The 15,156-nt window shown below is 61.3% G+C and carries 17 protein-coding genes; 13 read left to right on the plus strand and 4 right to left on the minus strand.

The window, feature by feature from the left end:
* The first annotated feature begins 74 nt into the window (after positions 1 to 74).
* The 5 genes from OCV66_RS03610 to OCV66_RS03630 all read left to right on the plus strand — a co-directional run bounded on the left by OCV66_RS03610 (position 75) and on the right by OCV66_RS03630 (position 4,572).
* A complete protein-coding gene (locus OCV66_RS03610) occupies positions 75 to 1,370 on the plus strand; it encodes a UDP-N-acetylglucosamine 1-carboxyvinyltransferase (protein ID WP_054327406.1) in 1,296 nt (431 codons plus the stop codon).
* Between the two features lie 69 nt (positions 1,371 to 1,439).
* On the plus strand, positions 1,440 to 2,249 hold the full coding sequence (locus OCV66_RS03615; RefSeq protein WP_054327407.1) for an MBL fold metallo-hydrolase: 810 nt from the start codon (positions 1,440 to 1,442) through the stop codon (positions 2,247 to 2,249).
* Positions 2,231 to 2,713, plus strand: coding sequence for a 23S rRNA (pseudouridine(1915)-N(3))-methyltransferase RlmH (gene rlmH / locus OCV66_RS03620; protein WP_147573798.1), 483 nt, complete (start codon positions 2,231 to 2,233; stop codon positions 2,711 to 2,713). Before OCV66_RS03615 ends, rlmH begins: the two co-directional genes overlap by 19 nt.
* A 14-nt stretch (positions 2,714 to 2,727) precedes the next feature.
* Complete coding sequence (locus tag OCV66_RS03625; protein ID WP_054327408.1) at positions 2,728 to 3,498, plus strand: esterase/lipase family protein; 771 nt, start codon at positions 2,728 to 2,730, stop codon at positions 3,496 to 3,498.
* Between the two features lie 132 nt (positions 3,499 to 3,630).
* A complete protein-coding gene (locus OCV66_RS03630; RefSeq protein ID WP_054327409.1) occupies positions 3,631 to 4,572 on the plus strand; it encodes a 1-phosphofructokinase family hexose kinase in 942 nt (313 codons plus the stop codon).
* Positions 4,573 to 5,243: 671 nt separating this feature from the next.
* Here OCV66_RS03630 and folD read toward each other — a convergent pair.
* From folD to yfmF, 4 genes are read right to left on the minus strand one after another with little or no spacing between them, the layout of a single operon-like run.
* Positions 5,244 to 6,095 carry a bifunctional methylenetetrahydrofolate dehydrogenase/methenyltetrahydrofolate cyclohydrolase FolD gene (folD, locus tag OCV66_RS03635; protein ID WP_054327411.1) on the minus strand — a complete coding sequence of 284 codons (852 nt, stop codon included), beginning with the start codon at positions 6,093 to 6,095 and terminating at the stop codon, positions 5,244 to 5,246.
* A gap of 30 nt (positions 6,096 to 6,125) precedes the next feature.
* Positions 6,126 to 7,073, minus strand: a complete 948-nt coding sequence (lgt, locus tag OCV66_RS03640) for a prolipoprotein diacylglyceryl transferase (protein WP_147573799.1) — start codon at positions 7,071 to 7,073, stop codon at positions 6,126 to 6,128.
* Between the two features lie 30 nt (positions 7,074 to 7,103).
* Positions 7,104 to 8,369 (minus strand): EF-P 5-aminopentanol modification-associated protein YfmH, encoded by a 1,266-nt coding sequence (gene yfmH / locus OCV66_RS03645; protein ID WP_107631504.1) that lies wholly within the window; start codon positions 8,367 to 8,369, stop codon positions 7,104 to 7,106.
* Positions 8,366 to 9,649: an EF-P 5-aminopentanol modification-associated protein YfmF gene (gene yfmF, locus OCV66_RS03650; RefSeq protein WP_054327414.1), complete on the minus strand. Its 1,284-nt coding sequence runs from the start codon at positions 9,647 to 9,649 to the stop codon at positions 8,366 to 8,368. Before yfmF ends, yfmH begins: the two co-directional genes overlap by 4 nt.
* A gap of 196 nt (positions 9,650 to 9,845) precedes the next feature.
* Here yfmF and ylxM point away from each other — a divergent pair, with 196 nt between their 5' ends.
* The 8 genes from ylxM (at position 9,846) to OCV66_RS03690 (ending at position 15,103) form a co-directional block, all read left to right on the plus strand.
* Positions 9,846 to 10,217, plus strand: a complete 372-nt coding sequence (gene ylxM, locus OCV66_RS03655; RefSeq protein ID WP_054327415.1) for a YlxM family DNA-binding protein — start codon at positions 9,846 to 9,848, stop codon at positions 10,215 to 10,217.
* Position 10,218: 1 nt separating this feature from the next.
* The gene (gene ffh, locus OCV66_RS03660; protein ID WP_054327416.1) at positions 10,219 to 11,592 is read left to right on the plus strand and encodes a signal recognition particle protein; all 1,374 of its coding nucleotides are present in this window, start codon (positions 10,219 to 10,221) and stop codon (positions 11,590 to 11,592) included.
* 71 nt (positions 11,593 to 11,663) lie between these two features.
* A complete protein-coding gene (rpsP, locus tag OCV66_RS03665) occupies positions 11,664 to 11,906 on the plus strand; it encodes a 30S ribosomal protein S16 (protein WP_054327417.1) in 243 nt (80 codons plus the stop codon).
* 14 nt (positions 11,907 to 11,920) lie between these two features.
* Positions 11,921 to 12,151 carry a KH domain-containing protein gene (locus OCV66_RS03670; protein WP_054327418.1) on the plus strand — a complete coding sequence of 77 codons (231 nt, stop codon included), beginning with the start codon at positions 11,921 to 11,923 and terminating at the stop codon, positions 12,149 to 12,151.
* Between the two features lie 289 nt (positions 12,152 to 12,440).
* Positions 12,441 to 12,947: a ribosome maturation factor RimM gene (gene rimM, locus OCV66_RS03675; protein ID WP_054327419.1), complete on the plus strand. Its 507-nt coding sequence runs from the start codon at positions 12,441 to 12,443 to the stop codon at positions 12,945 to 12,947.
* Positions 12,944 to 13,690, plus strand: a complete 747-nt coding sequence (gene trmD, locus OCV66_RS03680) for a tRNA (guanosine(37)-N1)-methyltransferase TrmD (protein ID WP_054327420.1) — start codon at positions 12,944 to 12,946, stop codon at positions 13,688 to 13,690. The genes rimM and trmD overlap by 4 nt, the downstream gene beginning before the upstream one ends.
* 109 nt (positions 13,691 to 13,799) lie before the next feature.
* On the plus strand, positions 13,800 to 14,477 hold the full coding sequence (gene rpiA, locus OCV66_RS03685) for a ribose-5-phosphate isomerase RpiA (protein WP_147573800.1): 678 nt from the start codon (positions 13,800 to 13,802) through the stop codon (positions 14,475 to 14,477).
* Positions 14,478 to 14,515: 38 nt separating this feature from the next.
* Positions 14,516 to 15,103, plus strand: a complete 588-nt coding sequence (locus tag OCV66_RS03690; RefSeq protein ID WP_054327422.1) for a hypothetical protein — start codon at positions 14,516 to 14,518, stop codon at positions 15,101 to 15,103.
* Positions 15,104 to 15,156 lie beyond the last annotated feature (53 nt).

Here is a 15,156-nt window from a genome sequence, read left to right on the forward strand (position 1 = left end):
ATAAAATAGAGTATGGTATTTGACAGCTGCGGCCGACCGGCCGCGCGGACCAAAGAGTGAGGAGTAGGTGGATTTTGACCAAGTATGTAATCAACGGCGGTAAAACGCTCAACGGCGAGGTTACGATTTCGGGCGCAAAAAACGCGGCGGTCGCGATCGTGCCGGCGGCGCTGCTGGCGGATGGGCCGGTGCGGATTGAAAATGTGCCGAAGATCATTGACGTAACGCTGCAGCTCGAGATCATGCGGGAGCTTGGCGCGCAGATCCGCCTTGTGAACGCGACGACGGTCGAGATCCGCAATTCCCAGCACCCGAGCCTCAAGCCGCATGAGCTGGAGCGCAAGCTGCGCGCCTCGTACTATCTGCTCGGCGTGCTGCTCGGCAAATACGGCTTTGCGGAAGTCGCGATGCCAGGCGGCTGCAACTTCGGCGGTGTGCGCCCGATCGACCAGCATATCAAGGGCTTCGAGGCGCTCGGCGCCAAGGTTACGCTGCCCAAGGGCGGCTATATCCGCGCGGAGGCTCCCGAAGAGGGTCTGCACGGCGCGCACATCTATTTTGACGTGGTTTCGGTGGGCGCGACCATGAATATCATGCTCGCCGCGGTTCTCGCCAAAGGCCAGACCATTATGGAGAACTGCGCCAAGGAGCCGCATATCGTCGATCTGGCGAACTTCCTCAACGCGATGGGGGCAGACGTCAAGGGCGCGGGTACGGACGTGATTAAGATCCGCGGCGTGGAGCGGCTACAGGGCGGCAGCTATTCCATCATACCGGACCAGATCGAGGCCGGCACATTTATGGCCGCGGTCGCGGCGTGCGGCGGCTCGGTGTTGGTAAAAAACGTTATCCCCAAGCATCTGGAGTGCATCACCGCCAAGCTCAAGGAGATGGGCGTGGAGGTCACGGAATTCGACGATTCGGTGCTGGTGCGGAGGGAGAACCGCCTGACGCGCACCAACATCAAGACCATGCCGTACCCAGGCTTCCCGACCGACATGCAGCCGCAGATGACAACCGCGCTTTGCCTTGCGGAAGGCACGAGCATCGTCACCGAGGGCGTGTGGGACAGCCGCTACCGCTATACTGAGGAGTTGGCGCGCATGGGTGCGAGCATCCATGTGGACGGCAAGATCGCGGTTATTGAGGGCGTCGAGGAGTTCAAGGGCGCGCCGGTGCGCGCGCACGACCTACGCGCGGGCGCGGCCATGGTTATCGCGGGGCTGGCGGCCAAGGGTGTGACCGAGGTTGAGCAGGTGCAGAACATCGAGCGCGGCTACGAAACGCTGGTGGAGAAATTTGTGGCGCTTGGCGCGGATATGTACCGTTCGGAGATACCGGATTCCATGGGCATGGCGGAGCGCGCGTAACACAAGCAGGATGCAGACAGCGGAGGGGGCAACCTCTCCGCTGTTTTGGAAAGCAAAGGGGTTTAGTCAGTGGCGGAACGGTATTATTACAGCATTGCAAGCGGCTCGACCGGCAACTGCGGCCTGTATGTGGCCGGAGGCGCCGCAATTCTGATTGATCTGGGGGTGTCCCTGCGCAAGATCACGGCCGCGCTCACGGCGGTCGGACTGGGGCTGGACGACCTGTCGGCCGTGCTGCTTACGCACGAGCATATCGACCATGTGAAGGGCCTGCCGATGTTCCTGAAGAAAGCGGGCGCGCCGGTGTTTGCCTCGCGCGGCACGGCGGAGGCGCTTGCGCAAAAGGAGCCGCTCTGCCGCGACCGGCTGAACGTATTTGAAAGCGGCGAGGCGTTCTGGGTGCGGGACGTGGATGTTGAGACCTTTGAAACGCCGCACGACGCGGCGGACAGTGTCGGCTACATATTGTCCCACGGTGAAAGCCGGTTCGGGTTTGCGACCGATCTCGGCTTTGTGCCGCGCGATGTGGCGGACAGGCTGCGCGGCTGCGGGACGGTCGTACTGGAAAGCAACCACGACCCGCATATGCTGCAGGCGGGGCCGTACCCGTACCCGCTCAAGATGCGCGTGGCAGGGCCGGCTGGTCACCTGTCCAATCCGGACTGCGCGGCATTTGCCGCCGATCTGGTCAAAAACGGGACAAGGACGCTGATCCTTGCCCATCTGAGCGAGAAAAACAATATACCGGAGCTGGCGTTCCAACAGACCAGGGCTGCGCTGCGCGGTCTGCCCGCCTGTGCGGTCCATATCGCGCCGCGCGAGCGCATGGAGGAGCCGGTCCTGTTCGGGGAGGAAGAAGCATGCTCTCTGTCCGGCTGATTTGCGTCGGCAAGCTGGGCGAAAAGTTCTGGGCGGACGCGGTAAAGGAATATGAGAAACGCCTTGGCGCGTACTGTAGGCTGGAAATCGTCGAGCTGCCGGAGGCACGGCTGCCGCAGGCGCCTTCGGCGGGAGAGGTGCGGCAGGCGCTTGAGAAAGAGGCCGGTCTGATCGAGGAAAAGCTCCCGCAGGGGGCGGCGGTGGTTGCATTGTGTGTGGAGGGACGGACGATGTCGTCCGAACAGCTTGCCGACTATCTGGGGCGGCTGACGGTTTCCGGAACCAGCAGGGTGTGCCTGGTGATCGGCGGCTCCTGCGGGCTGTCGGAGCGCATCAAGCAGCGCGCGGCGCTGCGCCTGTCCATGTCTCCCATGACGTTCCCGCATCATTTGGCGCGCGTGATGGTGCTGGAGCAGGTATACCGCGCGCTGAATATTGCCGCAGGCGGCAAATACCACAAATGACAGGAAAAGACGCTATGACGAGATATCCGATTATCCTGGCGCACGGGCTGGGGGTGACCGATCAGGGCGGCCTTTACACGCCGTGGGGGCGTGTGCCGGATCTGCTGCGCGCCCGAGGCGCCGTCGTTTACCTCGGCGGGCAGGACGCTTGGGGCAGCATCGAGACCGGCGCGGCGCAGCTCGCGCGCACGGTGCGCCGCGTCCTCAGGGAGCAGGGCTGCCGACGGGTGAATATCATCGCTCATTCCAAGGGCGGGCTGGAGGCGCGGTATCTGATCTCCAACATGGGATACGGGCGGTATATTGCTTCGCTTTCCATGCTGTCCACGCCTAACCGCGGCTCGCGTGTGGCCGAGCTGCTGCTGTACGCCCGTCCGGGCGTTGCGCTGTGGGCGTGTGGGAACGACGCCTACTGGTCGCGGCACGGCGATGAAAAGCCGGATTCCCTGCGCGCGGGCGAGCAGCTTACGCCGGCATATCTCGTGCGTTTCAATCGGGACAACCCGGATGCGAACTGCGTGTTTTACCAAAGCTGGGGGACACGGATCGGCACGGTGCATCCGGATGGCGCTATGATGCTGACGCGCGGTTTGTTTTACCCCGCGCACGGGGCGAGCGACGGGCTGGTCACGCCGGCCTCGGCGCGGTGGGGCCTGTACCGCGGCACGCTGGACGGGGTTTCCCACCAGCAGGTGGTGGACGTGTTCCGAAAGGACGCGCCGGGCTTTTCCGTGAAGCGGTTTTATATCAGCCTGGCGCGCGGGTTGGCGGAAAAAGGATTATAGGGGCGGCGGCTATCGTTTTTGGATACGCTGCCGCTTTTTGTTTTGCCTCGAATATTTCGAAAAAGCATTTACATTGTCCGTCCGATTCGGTAAAATAGAAAGAAGAGAGAAATTGTTTCAGGAGGGGCTCCTATGATTATCACGATAACGCTCAATGCCGCGCTCGACCGCACGCTGCGCATCGAACAGCCGTTGGTCGTGGGCAAGCTCAACCGGGCGGTGTCCAGTTATCTGGAACCGGGCGGCAAGGGTATCAATGTTTCCCGCGCCGTCAAAGCGCTGGGCGGGGACAGCGTGGCGTTGGGTTTCTCTGCGGGTACAAACGGCCGTATGATGAAAGATATGCTGACTTCTGCGGATATTCACCATGATTTTGTCGATGTTTCGGGACAGATGCGTGTCAACACACAGATCATCGACGCGCAGGGCGGGCATACGGAGGTCAACGAACCGGGCAACAAGCTGGAAGACGCGGATTTCCTCCGTCTGCTGGACCGTATGGATAATTACCTAGATAAGGGCAATATTTTTGTCCTGGCCGGCTCCACGCCGCCGGGCTTTTCTATGCAGAATTACCGTAAGCTGTGCCAGACGATCAAAAAACGCGGCTGCAGGCTGATTATCGACGCGCAGGGCGAGCTGCTGCTCGAAGCGCTTCAGTGCGAACCTGATGTGGTCAAGCCGAATATCTTCGAGTTGGCGGAGGCGGTCGGTGATAAGCCCTCGACCGATCCAGAGGTTGTCTTGGTTTCCGCGCGCAAGATGCTGGATATGGGCGCGGGTACGGTCTGTGTTTCCATGAGTCAGGAGGGCGCGGTGTTCGTTTCCAAAAGCGAGGACGAAGCGCTGTACGTCAACACCAACCCGCGCATCTACGACGAAGGCGCGGTCGGTACGGGCGACGCAATGGTTGGCGCGATCGCCAATTCGATGAACAAGGGCCTGCGGTTTGACGAAATGGCGCGTTTTGCGGTCGCTACCGCGCGGGCGAGCAGCCGGCTGGCCGGAACCGAGATGGCGACGCTCAAAAAGGTCTACGAGGTCTACGAGACGACGCAGGTCTACATACTGTAAATATATAAAAAACGGGGAGGAAGTGGTTTTCCTCTCCGTTTGCGTTTCCGCTTTGGCGAAAGCGGGGAAGCTGCGCCTGCGCGGCGCGGGCGGACAAGAGGGGAGAAACCGACGGTTTCTCCCCTCTTGCCAATCCCCCCTTTTCCCTGATGCGCAGGCCGGAGGCGGGAACGGCTGCGCCGTTCCTATTTCTGATCGGGACCGCTCCGAAAAAAATACGGAGGCTGTTGCGGGAGCTCTGTTCGCGCGGAGGTTAGATCGGGACAGCGGGAAAACGGATACCGCCTGTCCGAAACGGTTCATGCGCGCGTAACAGCGCGCGGGAGGGGGGAGCCGCCGCCCACCCCACCCACCATCCCCTTGGGGTGGAAGCCGTTGCGCTTACCGTGATACAGCAAATGGGCGGCAGATGGAACGCGCGACCTACCTTGCGCGCGGAGCGCGCTCTTATTTGCGGGAGCAAATGCCGTAAACTGGCCCTGTGGAAGCGCCAAAACCTTGTAGCCGTGAAAAAAGGAAAGCAGGGAATTCAAAAGGGGAGGACAACCCATGCGAGTTGTCCTCCCCTTTTGCCCCCGCGCCGGGCGGCGCACTGTCCCCGCACGGAGGGGCGGCATCGTGTTGTATCCACGGATAAAACGTCGTACGCTGGCACGCCTTCTGTTTCCAGCTCAAAGACTGTGCTGAAGCTTTGCGGCCTTGAGCGTGTTCTTCATCAGCATGGTGATGGTCATTGGTCCCGCGCCGCCCGGCACCGGCGTCATATAGGACGCCTTTTCCATGACCTCCGGCGCAACATCGCCGCAGACCTTGCCCTCGGCGTTGCGGTTGATGCCGACATCGATCACAACCGCGCCGTCCTTTACCATGTCCGGCGTGATAAAGCCGGCCTTGCCCACGGCGGCGACCAGGATGTCCGCGCGGCGGCACACCGCCGCAAGGCCGCTGGTGCGGCTGTGACAGATCGTGACCGTGCCGTGCCGGTGCAGCAGCAGCATGCTCATAGGCTTGCCGACGATGTTCGACCGACCGACCACAACGCACTCCTTGCCCTTGGGGTCGATTCCATATTCATCGAGCAGCTCCATCACGCCCGCGGGGGTGCAGGGGACAAAGTCGAAGTTGCCCACCATAATTTTGCCCACGTTGACCGGATGGAACGCATCCACGTCCTTTTTCGGGTCGATCGCGTCGATCACCGCCTGCTCGGAGATATGCTCCGGCACCGGCATCTGGCACAGGATGCCCGAAATCTGGGGGCTTTGGTTGAGCTGCGCGATCAGGCCGAGCAGCTCCTCCTGGGAGGTTTCCGCGGGAAGCGCATACTTCTCGCTATAAAAGCCGCATTCGGCGCAGGCTTTCTCTTTATTGCGGACGTAAATCTCGCTGGCAGGGTCGTTGCCCACGATGATAACCGCAAGGCCGGGCGTAACGCCTTTTTCTTTCAGCGCCTTGGTCTCCGCTAGGATGCTGCCGCGCACCTTTGCGGAAAGCGCTTTTCCGTCCATTCTTACTGCACTCATGTCATATCCTCCTCTTATGATGGAAACGGGTCACTTTTGTTCCGGCGCGCTTTCCGCGGCCGGGCTGCCGTTCGCCGCAGGCTCCTGCGCGGGCGCGGCGCTCTCCTGCGCCGTTTTCGGCTTTTCACTGCCTGCGGGTTGCTCCACCGGCACAGGGGCTTCCGCCGGTACGGGCGCCGGCGGCTGGTAGAATTTTTTGCTGACCGCAATGCGGTTGTATTTGCGAACCAGAATGACGATGGCTGCGGCGCAGCTGATCACGGCCAAGATCTGGGACACGCGCATCGGCCCGAGGTACAGGCTGTCCGTGCGCAGGCCCTCGATCCAGGCGCGCCCCAGGCCGTACCAGGCGACGTACAGAAGTGCGATCTCGCCCTCGAATTTGCGCTTTTTGGAGATGAAATGCAGGGCGATAAAGCCAACCAGGTTCCATAGGGACTCATACAGGAACGTCGGGTGCACCGGACTGCCCGCGTCGATCGTCATGCGCCAGGGGAGCAGCGTTGTGCCGCCGTGCGCCTCGCCGTTGATGAAGTTGCCCCAGCGGCCGATGCACTGGCCGATCAGCAGGCCGAGCGCGGCCATGTCGCACAGGCCGGCAAACGACAGCTTTTTGAAGCGGCTGTAAGCGAACAGGGCGATCAATACGCCGATCACTGCGCCGTAGATCGCGATGCCGCCGTTCCAAACGGCGACGATCTCGGCCGGATGCTGGCTGTAATACTCCCACTCAAAGACAACGTAGTACAGGCGGGCGCAGACCACGCCCACCGGCACACAGATGATCATGCAGTCGATCAGGTTATCCGAGGTGAAGCCGAATTTTTTGACGCGGAAATTCAGGTAGAGCGCGGCCAGGATAAAGCCGACGCAGATGATGATGCCGTACCAGTAGATTTCCTTGCCGAATACCGTGAATGCGACGCGGTTGATGGTGAATTCCAGGCCAAGCCCTGGGAATGCGATGACGTGTTCCATGATGATTGCTTCCTTTGCTGTTTTGTTGATTTACTGCTGCGGCTCGACGACCGAAAGGGAGGAACGGTCGCGCCGCGCCCAGCGGGCGAACATGGCCTGGACGTCGTCCGGACTGATGGTGTCGAATAGGGCCGCGAAATCGAGGTAGTGCTCGCCCGCGAAGAGCGCGCCTACCTCCTGCCGCGCATAGCTTTCGGGCGCGTCCAGCACGCGCAGGTGCAGGCCGTACACGGCTTTTTTCATGCGGGAGAAAAGCGCGTGGTCCGCCCCCTCGTGCGCCAGGCGCGCGACCTCCTGCTCGACCGCGGCACGGACCGCCTCCGGATCGCGGCTCTCGCCGCCGAGAATGGCGGCCGCGCCCTCCGGAATGACCGTATAGTCGGTATCAAAATCCCGTCCGATCAGGCGTTTCTCGTAAAGCGAGGCATACAGCGGGGAATTGTCGCCGCACAGGATGCGCACGGCCAGTTCGCCGAGCAGGCTGCGGCGTAGGCGGCTTTCGTCCGGCTCCAGAGGGATATCCTTGAAGCCGAGCAGGAACTGCGGCTGCGATACCTGCATGCAGCGGGTCACGGTCAGCTCGTTTACCGTCTCGCGGCGCGTGCCGTAGTGCCGCCGGCCGATCTCGGGCGCGTCCTGCGGGGAGAACTGTGCGGCAATCCGGCAGGCTTCGTCAAAATCCGCGGTGCCGCAAATGACGAGCGCCATGTTTTTCGGGCTGTAAAACGCCCGGTGGCAGGCGTACAGCGTTTCCGGCGTGATCTGTGCGATGCTCTCCGTGCTGCCCGCGATGGACACACGGACCGGATGCGTGCGGTACAGCCCCTGGAACAGGCCGACGAATGCCTGCCAGCCAGGGGTGTCGTCCATCATGCCGATCTCCTGCCCGATGATGCCCCGCTCCTTTTGCACGTTTTCCTCGGTGAAATACGGCGTGAACACAAATTTCAGCAGGATCTCGAGGTTTTCTTCAAACCGGTCGGTGCAGGAAAAATGATAGGCGGTCATGGTCTGGCTGGTGAAGGCGTTCGGGCTCGCGCCCGTGCGCGCGAATTTCTGCAGGGCGTTGCCGTCCTGGTCTTCAAACATCTTGTGCTCCAGAAAGTGCGCCACGCCCGCGGGCGTATCGTAGCGCCGGCCCTCGCAGGTGAACGAGGCGTCCACAGAGCCGAAATTGGTAGCCAGGATGGCGAAGGTTTTGCTGAAGCCCTCCTTAGGCAGATAGCAGATGCGCAGGCCGTTGTCCAGCGTGCGCGTTTCCATGCGCTCGCGCAGGGCGGAATATTGCTTGCTCATTGCGCCGCCCCCTTCATAAAGTATACCATGTCGAGCGTGGTCGCTTGCGCCGCGGCGACCACCTGCCCGAGCGTAACAGCTTCGGTTTGCTGGATGCGGTCCTCGGGCGCGGTCAGCGTACCGGCCGCCGCCTGGCCGAGCCAGTAGCGCTCGAGCGCGAGCGGGTCGTCCAGCATGGCGCGCCAGTTGGTCACCAGGGTTTTTCGGGCGGATTCCAGCTCCGGCTCGGTGATATCGCCCTGCCGGCAGGCGTCGAGCTGGCGCAGGATCTCATCCCGCGCGGTCGCGAAATCCCTGTTTTCAATGCCGGAATTGACCTGCATGATACCCTTGGAGGCGATGAACTGCGCACTCGCGTAGTAGCAAAGCGAGTGCTTCTCGCGCACGTTGACAAACAGCTTGGAGCTGGTCGAGCCGCCGTAAATGGTCTGGAACATCCAGTAGGCCGCGGGGTCGCCGCCGGTCAGGCAGCTCCCGCCCGTGCGGAAGCCGAGCGACAGCTTGCCCTGCGTCACCGGCTCCTCCTCCACGACCTCGCGCGCGTCCCCTGCGGGCTGCGCGGCGACCGTGGTGTGCGGCAGATAAAACGGCCGTTCGGTCCGGCGGGCGAGGGGCGTATCCAGGAAAAGATGCGCCACTGCCTCCGGAGCGAGCGTGCCGCAGTAAAACAGCTCGACCTGAGCCTCCTCCAGCGCGCGGAGATACGCGGTATACAGCTTGTTCTCCGTGATGCGGCCGGCCTGCTCCGCGGTGCCGAGCGCGGGCTGTCCGTAGGCCTCCTGCGCGCACATCAGCTCGGTCAGTCGCTTGGGCGCCCAGGTGCGGGGATCGTTTTTCTGCGCGGCGATCCGGTCGATCAGGTTGTCCCGTTCGCCCGTGGTGTAATCCGGACAGAACACGCCGTCCTGCAGATACGGGTCGAACATCAGGTCGGCCAGCAGGCGGACGACACGTCCGGTCAGTCCGGCCGCGCCGGGGGCGTAGGCCTCGTCGATGCAGTCGGACAGAAAGCCGATGACCAGGGTTTCGCCCTCCTTGCGCACGATGGCTTCTATGCGCGCGCCGTACAGCTCGTCGAGCGTCGTGCCGAGCGCGCGCAGGTCGGGAAGCTGCGCCGTACCGCGCCGCAGAACCTGCGGCAGACAGGCGCGCAGCGCGGCATCCGGCCCGCCGAGGGGCAGCAGCAAGGCCGCGCGCAGCACCGCCCGTTTGAATTTCGGCGTGGTCACGCAGGTAAGGTTTACCCCCGCGCCCAGCTTTTTTCGGGTCACTTGTTGCATATTTTGCCTCATTTCCGGAAAAAATTTTCTATCGTGTTTTATTATAGCATCATTCATAGTGTGAATCAAACGTAGATTATGTGAACAAATCCGTGCCGGTTGCTATTTTACCCTTGACAGGCCGGCAATTATACGGTAAAATAAGCGTGTTCGATGTAAAGGGATAACGCTTTACAGCTTCAAGGGAGGCCCGCCGATGAAAGGCAAACCGCTCGAAATGAGCCTGCTGTTCGACTTTTACGGCGAGACGCTCACGGAAAAACAGCGCGAGCTGTTCGACTTGTATTATAATGAAGATCTTTCGCTTTCCGAGATCGCGGAGCACGCGGGCATCACCCGTCAGGGTGTGCGCGACGCTGTCAAGCGCGCGGAGCATGCGCTGCAGGAGATGGAGGACCGCCTCGGTCTGGTCAGCCGCTACGGCGATACGGAAAAACGCGCGGAAGCGCTGGCGCGCGAGGTCGGGCGCTTACGCAGCCTGAACGCTGAAAAACTGCACAGCAGCGAGGCGGAGGAGATCGCCTCCCGCATGGCGCTGCTGCTCGCCCAGCTTAGGCAGGAGGCTTAATATGGCTTTTGAAGGCCTTACCGAAAAAATTTCATCCGCATTCAAGGGCCTGCGCAGCAAGGGCCGGCTGACTGAGGCGGACGTCAAGGACGCGATGCGCGAGATCCGCATGGCGCTGCTCGAAGCGGACGTCAACTTCAAGGTCGCCAAGGATTTCATCAAGGCGGTCACGGAAAAAGCGACCGACGCGGAGATCCTGGATAGCCTGTCCCCTGCGCAGCAGGTCATCAAGATCGTCAACGAGGAGCTGATTGCGCTTCTGGGCGGGCAGACCACCCGCCTGACGATCGCGCCCAACCCGCCCACCATTGTGATGATGGTCGGTCTGCAGGGCGCGGGCAAAACCACCAACTGCGCCAAGCTGGCGGGTTTGCTGCGCAAGCAGCAGCAGCGCCGGCCACTGCTCGTCGCGTGCGACGTATACCGCCCTGCGGCGATCGACCAGCTCAAGGTCGTCGGCCGGCAGCTTGACATCACCGTGTTCGACGAGGGCCAGGGCGATCCGGTCGAAATCGCAAAGCACGGCATCGACCACGCCAAACGCAACGGTTATGATCTGGTGTTCCTCGACACCGCGGGCCGTCTGCACATCGATGAAAAGCTCATGGACGAGCTGAAAAATATCAAAGCGGCCGTCACGCCGACCGAGATCATCCTCGTCGTTGACGCGATGACCGGTCAGGACGCGGTGACCGTTTCCCAGACCTTTGACCAGGCGCTCGGCATCAACGGCGTACTGATGAGCAAAATGGACGGCGATGCCCGCGGCGGCGCGGCGCTTTCGGTCAAGGCGGTCACGGGCAAGCCGATCAAATTTATCGGTACAGGGGAAAAGCTCGGCGATATTGAGCCGTTCCATCCCGACCGCATGGCCTCCCGCATCCTCGGCATGGGCGACGTGCTGACGCTGATCGAAAAGGCGCAGCAGACGTTCGACCAGAAGCAGGCGGCGGAAACCGCAAAGAAAATGGCGTCCGGCAAGCTGACGCTGACCGATTTCCTCGGCCAGCTCCAGCAGATGAAAAGCATGGGCTCGATGGAGGAAATGCTCGGCATGCTGCCGGGCGTGGACGCGAAGGCCCTTGCCGGCGCAAAGATAGACGAAAAGCAGATGGCGCATACCGAGGCCATCATCCAATCCATGACGCCCAAGGAGCGGGATAACCCCTCCATCATCAATTTTTCCCGCAAAAAGCGCATCGCGGCTGGCTGCGGCCTGAGCGTGGAGGCGGTCAACAAGCTGCTCAAACAGTTTGAGGCCATGCAGAAGATGACCCGCCAGCTCACCAGCATGGCGCGCGGCGGCAAGGGAAAGAAAAAACGCCGCGGCTTTCCGAGCCTCGGCGGGCTGGGCAACATGAAGCTGCCGTTTTGATTGATAACGGCCCATCCCTTTGTTTGTAAAGAAATTTACAATAGATCAAATTCTATTGAGGAGGTGAAACCATGGTAAAGATCAGACTTCGCCGCCTGGGCGCGAAGAAGGCCCCGTTCTACCGCATCGTTGTCGCTGATTCCCGTTACCCGCGTGACGGCCGATTCATCGAGGAGATCGGTACCTACAACCCCCTGACCGATCCGGCCACCGTCAATGTTGACGCGGATCGCGCGCAGGAGTGGATCAAGAAGGGCGCGCAGCCGACCGATACGGTTCGCGGCATCCTGAAGAAAGCCGGTGTGCTGAATTGAGTGAGGCTAACGAAATGAAAGAGTTATTGACCTATATTGTCAAAAATCTGGTTTCCGAGCCGGATGCGATTGCCATTACCGAGGAGATCGACGGTGATAACGTCACCTATTCCCTGCGCGTAGCGCCGGGGGATATGGGCCGCGTCATCGGCCGGCACGGCCGCATCGCAAAGGAAATCCGCACACTCATGAAAGCGGCAGGCAATCGTGAAAACAAACGCGTGACAGTCGATATCCTCGACTGACGGACTTCGTTTGAAACGGGCGCCGCCCGTTCCAAACGAGGCATGCCCTTGTCAGGCTGCGCCTGAAAGGGCTGCCGCGCCGAAGCTCTGTGAAAGTTTTGGTTTTCGCAGCGCTTCGTCTTGGTATCAAAAGCACGGGAAGCGCCCGCGCTTTTGCGGAAAACCGCAGACGCGGTTTTCTGTTTCATGCGCCTGACGGCGTTTTGAGCTGAAAATCGCCGCGCCGCGGCGATTTTTTGTTATGCGTGTGAGACGCGCGCGGCACACCACCACCAAAGAGGAGAACGTTATGCCGAAACAATTTTTAGAGGCTGGTAAGATCGTCGGCACGCATGGCGTGCGCGGCGACCTCAGGGTGCAGAGCTGGTGCGACAGCCCCGAGGTGCTTTGCGACTTTGACCTGCTGTATCTGGATGAAAACACGCCGGTAACCGTGGAAAAGGCGCAGGTACACAAAAACGTGGTGCTGATGCACCTGAAAGGCGTGGACACGGTTGAGGCGGCGGAAGCGCTGCGCGGGCGCGTGCTGCACCTGGACCGGAACGACGTGGAACTGCCGGATGACCTGGTGTTCATCCAGGATATTCTGGGCTTTCGCGTCCATGACCTGCGGACCGATCGTGCGGTCGGCCGTGTCCGCGATGTGCTGACCTCCAATCCGGCGCACGATATGTATGAGATACAGGGAGAGGATGGGCGGCTGGTCTATGTCCCCGCCGCAAAGCCCTTTTTGAAAGAGATCGATATGGAGGCCGGCGTGATCTACATTGAAAGCATCGAGGGTCTGCTCGAATGAAGATCGATATTATGACGCTGTTTCCGGAAATGGTCAATGCGGTCATGGGGGAGAGCATGATCGGCCGCGCGCAGGAAAAGGGCCTCGTGGAGATACGCGCGGTCAATATACGCGATTATGCGACCGACAAGCACCATAAGGCGGACGACGCGCCCTATGGCGGCGGGCGCGGGCAGGTCATGCTGGCCGAGCCGCTTTACCTGTGCCATCAGGCGCTTTGCGCCGGGGAACGGGTGCATACGGTGTTCCTGTCCGCGCAGGGCAGGCCCTTCGATCAGGACAAAGCGCGTGAGCTGCTCGCGCGGGAGCATATCATCCTGGTATGCGGCCATTATGAGGGGGTAGACCAGCGCTTCATCGATGCGTGCGTGGACGAGGAAATCTCGATCGGCGACTTTGTGCTGACCGGCGGCGAGCTCCCCGCGATGGCGGTCGCGGACGCGGTGTGCCGCATGGTGCCGGGCGTGTTGCCGGACGAAGAGGCGTTTACCGCCGAAAGCCATTGGGACGGGCTGCTCGAACACCCGCAGTATACCCGACCGGAAAACTGGCGTGGCCGGCCGGTGCCGGAGGTGCTGCTGAGCGGACACCATGCAAATATCGCGCTATGGCGGCGCGAAATGAGCCTGCGCCGCACCCGTGCCGACCGGCCCGACCTGTTCGCCCGCTTTGCGCCGCGGGACAAGCAGGACCGGCATCTCCTGGCACGCCTCGAACAGCCGGAGGAAAACGGGGACCGTTAAGAGACGTCAATTTCCTCCGTCTGTGGGACGGAAAACATTGACCTTTCCCAGCAATCATCCTATAATAAAGATACCTGTATAGGTACCATTGCCAGGGGAGGAAAACAAAATGGATATGAAAAAAATGGCCGGCGACAAAGCGGCCGAATATGTCAAGGACGGCATGGTGGTCGGACTCGGCACCGGTTCCACCGCTTACCACATGGTAAACGCCATCGGTGAGCGCGTGAAAAACGGGCTGAAGATCCAGGCTATCCCGACCTCCAAGGCCACGGAGGCGCAGGCGCGCGAGCTGGGCATCCCGCTGCTCACGATCGACGAGGTCGACCACGTCGATCTGGATATCGATGGCGTGGATGAAATCGACCCGCAGTTCAACGCCATCAAGGGCGGCGGCGGCGCGCTCTACCGTGAAAAGGTCGTCGCGACGCTCGCCAAGGAAGTCATCTGGATCATGGACGAAAGCAAGCTGGTCGACCACATCGGCGCGTTCCACCTGCCGGTTGAGATCGCGCAGTACGGCTCCAAGCAGGCGATGGCCAGGATGGAGGAATGCGGCTGGAAGCCGGTCCTCCGCGTGCGCGACGGAAAAACTTTCGTTACGGACAACGGCAATTACATCGCGGACCTGCATCTCGGCGCGGGTTTTGACATTGAGGACGTCAGGGAAAAGCTCGGCACGATTGTCGGCGTTCTGGAGCATGGCCTGTTCCTGAATATGTGCAAGCGGATGATCGTCGGCACCTCGTCCGAGGGCGTTCGGGTCATCGAGAACCCGTCCAAGTGACAGGATGCGCGCCGCGCGGAAAGAGTGAGGGATAGGGAATGAACCAGACCAGAAGACCGCACGCCAAACAGCCGAATTACCGGCTGTTGCTCTGCATAGGGCTGCTGGTGTGCCTGGTGCTCGATATATTGTTTTTCGTGCTGTTCCTGAGCCAGTGCAGTCGGGCCGGTGGGCTGGAGGACGAGGTCAAGAAGCTGACCGAGGCCAACCAGGCGCTCACCAGCCAGAACACCATGCTGCAGCAGCAGAGCGACGCGGCGCTGACCACGGCGGTCGCGGCGCTGCCCGACCCGACGACAGCGCAGACGACCAACCTGCCTGATTTGATCCCGCAGCTCACCGATGCCGTTTATGTGGTGCGCACAACGGGAGAAGGCTACCAGTACCTCAAGATCGCGGAAGGCGCGGTGCTGGATAAGCTGAACGCCTACCGCGACGATGCTTCCGGCTATACCGCCGCGGAGGGCGACGCGCCCACCTGCAGCTATTGGGTGCTGTTTTCCGACCGCGTGATCGGCCTGACCGATGGCGGCAACGGCTTTGTCAGCACCGACCGAACCGCAACCGGCAGCGCGACCACGGTCCCGTCCGGCTTCTACGATTTCGTGGTATCGTTGTTCGCATAAAAACGGACGTAAGGGTGCATTTTACTGAAAAAAGGATAAAACACAAGCGGGGG

It is taken from the genome of Agathobaculum ammoniilyticum (genome assembly GCF_025567315.1).
Taxonomy (GTDB): Bacteria; Bacillota; Clostridia; order Oscillospirales; family Butyricicoccaceae; genus Agathobaculum; species Agathobaculum ammoniilyticum.